Genomic DNA, 6,167 nt, shown 5'->3' with positions numbered 1-6,167 from the left:
GTCTCCGACTGGGAATGCTACTGAGAGGCTCTGCCTCCATAACTTAGTATCAATGAAGGCAGAGCCTTCCGTAATTCATTCCCATACAGAGTATGGGAACGAGAAACTATCATATCATTTGTTTATAGTGAATGATAAAGAATAAAATACCCCATTTTAATATTATTAAAAAAGGGGTTTTGTCTATTCTGCAATTAGTTAAATACTAATACTGTTGAGAATAAGTCTGGGTTGGAGATATTCGTAATTTACTAAACGTCCCTTATTATTCAATTCAATTTTTCTCTGTACCACATTCAATTCTTGCTGAAATTTATTCACAACTTGGTCAGCATTTGGATCTGTAAATTCTTCCTCTTCATAATATCCCAGTCTGTCATAACGATAGTCTGAAAGTATGTACACAGTTGATAATTGGGTATTTGTGGGCTTTGCTGGTGGTAGAAAATCTATGAGGGCTTGACGGTCCTTAATATCACCCTTTTGTTGAATTGCTTGATAAGCAGCTAGGGGCATATTAGGAATAAAACCCATGTATTCATATTGGGAGAAATTAACCGCCGAATGCTGCGGACCACAAATATATATGATAGTAGTAACAATCTCAACTAATTGTTCTAAGGTATCAATGCGATCGCTCATACCCTTAACCCTACCACCATCCTGAGCCACCAATTCCCGCGCCCAAGCTTGCAGTTCTCCGTCTGCTTTCAAGTCTGCTGGACTCTTGTAGTAAAGCTCCAAATAGTTAAACACAAACTTATTAATCGCATTCCATAACAAAATTCCATCATCCCGATAAGGATAATGTGGCAAGTTTTTCACATCATCTACACCGCGATTTTTGAGTTCCCTAGGTAGAGCAAACTGGTCTAGACTCCAACTTTTATAGGCATCTACCACAATTTGCAATGATTCTTGCAGAGTTCCTGCTAATAATTCATCCACAAAACCGCCCCTACTAACCAGACGCTTGCGAGCTAAATCATTATTAGCCAACATAAACCGGAAATGGGGTCTGAGTAATATTCTCAGAGGATGATTTTCAGCCAGTTGACGCGGGGTGACAACAGCAAAGGGTTCCATTACCAGGTGAGTCCGGCATAAATGGCTGCTCATTTCATGATGATTAGCATCAGCAATTTGCACGCAGGACTTAGCATAAAACCAGGTTAAAGGGTCATCAAAAGGAGTTAGCAAGGGGCTGACTTTACCTGCCTTGGGATTGATTTGAATGGCTACAGGGACTAATTGGCCTCGATCTTGAAAGCCCGAACTGCGCCAACAGAAAAAGGCTAGAGGTGCTGGTAGGTACTTTTTTCCTTTGGCATAAGTGCCACCTTGAACGAACGCCAAGGATCTATAATCAGCGACATATAGATTTCCTGTGGCCAATCTTTCGATTAAATTAATAGAATTGCCAAACTTATCCTGTAATTCTTCGATGGTAAAGGCAAAGTTAGCTGGCATTTGCTTAATTTGACGTAAAACCATCGGATTTACCCCACAAAGCCGTTGTTCCGCGAAAGAATCATCGGTTTCATAGGTTTTCATCACATTAGGTTTTTGCAAAACTGGGAAAAAGTCCTCATAATCTTGCAATTCATCTAAAGGATCCCACATAGCATGAGTTTTAACAGCCATCATATTTAGAGGAAGTTCTGCTGCCTCTAATGTCCGTTCAGCAATATACTTAGTAGAAAAATTCTCTGCGGGAGGTACGCTTTTGAGCATCGCCATAGGAGGCAAAAAATCATACATGAATTGATACTCTTTGCGGCCTTTCTCTAGAGAAGATTGGCGTTGTGCCGGGTTTGGGTCATTTTGAGGTAGAAATGGCTGCATAATATTTATGATATGGACTAGGATATTTGGCTTAAATAAGAGCGACGAGCTTTACCCACGGTAATAATAACATTGGTTAGCATTTCTAATGCTAAGTCTTTCCCCGGACAAATGCGGCCAGCATGACGAGAACCAACGGAATTAAAACCCATGTGAAAAGGGCAAAGATTTTCTCTGTCTGCATTAAATTCATAAGCAGTTTTTCCCCAAAAATCTTCACTTAACATCCCCAAAAGCATAGGAATTAAAATTTTAGTTCCTTTCGGAAAAGTTCGCGCTTTACCCGCAACTGTCACCGTAAATGGTTCTGTCGCCACTCTGTGAGAGGCACTTACAGGCATAAACAGACGAGCGCATTCTAACAGAAAAAGTTGAATACTAGGACGATCATTAAGATCGAGTCTGTCCCAATAATTCTTAATATCAATTTTATCAGTTTGACGACCTTGGTAAGCAGGAAGGGATTGATAACCCATTGCTGTTTTTCCCAAGTGTAGTGGACCTTGCAACCCGGCAATACTCATTAAAGACACCATCAGTTTTGCAAGTTCTCGCCGCGTCATTTTATGATATTTAGGGTCGTTCTCTTGAAAATTAGCTAAGGCTGGAGAACTTTCGTAAATCGTCGCTACTTGCTCTACCAGTTCAGGAACTTGACGAAATCCCCATATATTTAACTTTTCTAAACTACTGCTGCCAGCAAAATAATATAATGTTCCCCTTTTGGTATAATGCAAGTCTGTAATAATTTTTATTGTTGCTTGATCATCAGGATTAATACCAAAAATAACATAGTGAAGATACCGGACTAAAAAGCCCATCCAATCCCGTTGATCATTATTGAAAAATTCTTCTAAAGTATTATTGGTAATTCTATCTACATAATCAGCCGCTAACTTATTGAACAACCGTTGTGCTACTTGATCATTTTGACGCATTACCATGTCTTCATTAAAGAAGTAATTATCAACACACTTACGGAAAGCATCATGATTTTCCCCTCCGGCGGCTGCGTCTGAGAGAGTAATTAAAAGAACATTGCGACCTCCTTGATCAACTCCCGGACCATGACTAGAACTAAGCATGGAAGTTCCTAGTCTCCAGTCACGGGCTTGGGGTGAGGTTAAGGCGGTTTCTAGGGTTTTAAAGTCTCCTAAGACTACTTCCCCTGCACAACAAAAGGCATCCCCCAGCACTTGCCTTTTCCTATCTAGGTAAGGTGGATTATTGGCAATTGTTCCCTCTACAAAACTGATTATAGGTAGAAAGGTACGGCTGACTAGGTTTTGAGGGTTCTCTATTGCCCAAGCCTGAAAGTTATTCAGGGCTTTGTCTAACAATGATGGCTGAAGATTGGTTTTTGGTATGGTAGTTGGCTGCATAAAGGTTATTTTTCTTCCTAAGTATAAATAAATTTATTAGATAATCCAGTTTTGATCAATATTTTTTAATATTTGATATTTATTTGTTCTATCACATCTTCATAAATATCTGCCATTGTCAAAGTTAAGTTAACTGAATCTAAATGTAATTTATCATCTTTTCCTAATACTTCCGTTGACCAATTTCCTTGATCATCTTGACGATAAACCTCCACTTTTATTTGATTTTGGTAAATTAGAACATATTCCTTTAAACTCTCTATGGTTTGATAATTAATGCGTTTTTCACGTTTGTCTATTGTTGCTGTGGAATTAGATAAAACTTCTATAATCAAATTAGGACGAGTTTTAAAGTATCTTTCCTTATCTTCAGGATCACAAGTAACAATAATATCAGGATAGTAGAATATATTAGCATTTTTGATTTTAACTTTTACTTTCATATCTGACACGAAAGCACGACAGGAACTCCCGCGAAGATGAGGACGTAGTATAGCGTAAATATTACCAGCTATCAGGTTATGTTCTTCGCTTGCACCCGCCATTGCAAAAACTTGTCCGGTCACATATTCATGACGAATATTGCTAGATTTCTCAGTTTCTAGGTATTCTTCAACGGTGAGAATATTTAATGGAGATTGCATGATTTTTAGATGGTTTTACGGAATATGGTACAATTTTATTATAGCAATATTCAAGATGTTCAGATCCCCGACTTCTTCAAGAAGTCGGGGATCTATATTCTATGATATTTAAACAACCTCTTTAAAAAACTTCCCATGAGCCAAACTGCCATAAATCTCGTTGCTATATTCGTCTTTCTCATGACTTTTTCCAGCCTATTAGGACCATTAATACATCTTTCTCCAACGATACCAGCTTTAGCTACTGTGACATTTTTAGGAATTGCAACTTTAGATAATTTCAGCTTTCAGGGAAAGGGAGGAACGATAGTATTAGATTTAGTGGCGCGATTTTCTCCAGAATATAAAGAACGCATTTTACATCATGAAGCAGGTCATTTTCTCGTGGCTTACCTGTTAGGAATTCCGGTGACTAGCTACACTCTCAGCGCGTGGGAAGCTTGGAAAAAAGGACAACCAGGACAAGGGGGAATAACTTTAGAAGATAGCGAGTTAACAGCGCAAATAGAAACAGGTCAAATTACTGCTCAAATGTTAGACCGTTATTGTACTATTTGGATGGCGGGAATTGCGGCGGAAACTTTGGTTTTTAAGTCGGCTGAAGGTGGCAATGATGATAAAATTAAGTTAAATGAATTTTTGCAAGTTATCGGGTTTTCGGCAGCAGGTTATCAGCAAAAACAACGGTTTCATCTTCTTCAATCTAAAAATCTGATTCAGGAAAATTGGGATAGCTATCAAGCTTTGGTGACAGCAATGAGAAAAAGAGCTTCGATTGTCGAGTGTTTAGAAATAATTACCTCACACAAAGGCACTCCAGACGGGGAGAAAATGAGCGGTTATCACTAGAAATCTTTGACACTGAATCGGACGCACCTTCAAGGGTTTTCGGCATTCTCCTTATAATTCTTGCGTCCTGAAAATCCTCAAATCCTATAAATTCTGGTATGTTCACGCCCGAATATCAGGCAGTTAACCGTTTCCAAGAGAGTTCTTTGCCAATTTGATCCCAGTTCCAGCGTAATAAATGAGCGGGCTGATTAGCGGCGAATGTTGGTAAATTAATAGCTTGTCTAGGTGCGTCCGTAGCGAGGCTAATGGCGGTTTCTACGTCACAAATTCCCCATTTGACCAGATTTTGCACTCCCACTAATAATGGTAGGGTTGTTCCCGTTAATGTCCCATCTTGTAATCTGGCTGTACCGTTGATAATTTCTATTTGTCGGGTATCCCAAGGATAGATGCCGTCGGGTAATCCTAATGGTGCAAGGGCATCACTGACAATGAATAATCTTTCACTGGCACGCAGAAGAATTTTTAAGATCATCGGGGCAACGTGCTGACCATCGGCAATAAAAGCACAAAACACATCAGGATTGTTCATTGCTGCGCCTAATAGCCCTGGTTCGCGGTGGTGTAGGGGTGGCATGGCGTTGAAGGAATGAGTTATCATTGTAGCACCTTGAGTAAAGGCTTGTTGGGCTTCCGCTGCGGTGGCTTGAGAATGTCCTAAGCTGACGGTGATTCCCAAAGAACGCAAATATGGGATGACTTTCCCGGTGGTGTCTAATTCTGGTGCCAGGGTGATGAGTTTGACGATATGGGCATAATCTCCCAATACCCGTTTAATTTGATCTATGGTGAGGGGAAGAAGATACTCGGCTGGATGTGCGCCGCGTTTGTAGTAGTTTAAAAATGGTCCTTCGAGGTGGACTCCGAGAATTTCTGCGGAGGTTGGAGAATTGGGGGTATAATTGGCGAGAATGGCAAGCGATCGCTGAATATTTTCGATAGAGGTGGTCACTAAGGTTGGTAAATAACCGTCAACTCCTGCTTCCCAAAGAAATGAAGAGATTTTTGGCAGCATAGAGGAATTTTTTACTGTTAATTCTGGAAAGGCCAAACCCAGTCCACCATTAATTTGTAAATCCACACCACCTAAAGAAATCCAGTCTCCAGCCACATCTAAAACTTGTAAGTCTTGTCGTACAACTTTTTCCCATGCTGTATTCATAGACATAATTTGCTCAATTATGCCTGCTTGGTTAACTAAGATTCTTTGTAGATCTTGATAACCGGGGACTTTTGCGTTGATAATATCTACATTTGCCAGCATGGTATTTTTGTCAGTTGTTCGTTGTCAGTTGTCAGTTGTTAGTAGGGGCGAAGCATTTGGAAGATAAATTATCGGTCATTGCCAAAAATAGTTCTCCAAATGCTTCGCCCGTACAGTTGTTCGTTGTCAGTAGGGGCGAAGCATTTGGAAGATAAATTATCGGTCATTGCCAAAAATAGT

5 protein-coding genes are annotated in these 6,167 nt (G+C 39.9%); 1 reads left to right on the top strand and 4 read right to left on the bottom strand.

Features of this window, described 5'->3' with window-relative positions; genetic code table 11:
* Positions 1–198: 198 nt before the first annotated feature.
* The 3 genes from PN450_RS19795 to PN450_RS19785 form a co-directional block, all read right to left on the bottom strand.
* Positions 199–1,845, bottom strand: a complete 1,647-nt coding sequence (locus PN450_RS19795; RefSeq protein WP_271837305.1) for a lipoxygenase family protein — start codon at positions 1,843–1,845, stop codon at positions 199–201.
* Positions 1,846–1,862: 17 nt separating this feature from the next.
* The gene (locus PN450_RS19790) at positions 1,863–3,227 is read right to left on the bottom strand and encodes a cytochrome P450 family protein (protein WP_271837304.1); all 1,365 of its coding nucleotides are present in this window, start codon (positions 3,225–3,227) and stop codon (positions 1,863–1,865) included.
* A 65-nt stretch (positions 3,228–3,292) separates the two neighbouring features.
* Positions 3,293–3,871, bottom strand: coding sequence for a Uma2 family endonuclease (locus PN450_RS19785; protein ID WP_271837303.1), 579 nt, complete (start codon positions 3,869–3,871; stop codon positions 3,293–3,295).
* A gap of 135 nt (positions 3,872–4,006) precedes the next feature.
* Here PN450_RS19785 and PN450_RS19780 point away from each other — a divergent pair, with 135 nt between their 5' ends.
* Positions 4,007–4,720: an ATP-dependent Zn protease gene (locus PN450_RS19780; protein WP_271837302.1), complete on the top strand. Its 714-nt coding sequence runs from the start codon at positions 4,007–4,009 to the stop codon at positions 4,718–4,720.
* Between the two features lie 115 nt (positions 4,721–4,835).
* Here PN450_RS19780 and nagA read toward each other — a convergent pair whose 3' ends face one another.
* Positions 4,836–5,987 carry an N-acetylglucosamine-6-phosphate deacetylase gene (nagA, locus tag PN450_RS19775; RefSeq protein WP_271837301.1) on the bottom strand — a complete coding sequence of 384 codons (1,152 nt, stop codon included), beginning with the start codon at positions 5,985–5,987 and terminating at the stop codon, positions 4,836–4,838.
* Positions 5,988–6,167: the final 180 nt, after the last annotated feature.

The sequence above is a fragment of the Dolichospermum lemmermannii CS-548 genome (assembly GCF_028330815.1).
GTDB classification, from domain to species: domain Bacteria; phylum Cyanobacteriota; class Cyanobacteriia; order Cyanobacteriales; family Nostocaceae; genus Dolichospermum; species Dolichospermum lemmermannii.
The sequence above is the reverse complement of the archived record's forward strand: the minus strand, read 5'-3'. Positions and strand labels throughout refer to the sequence as shown.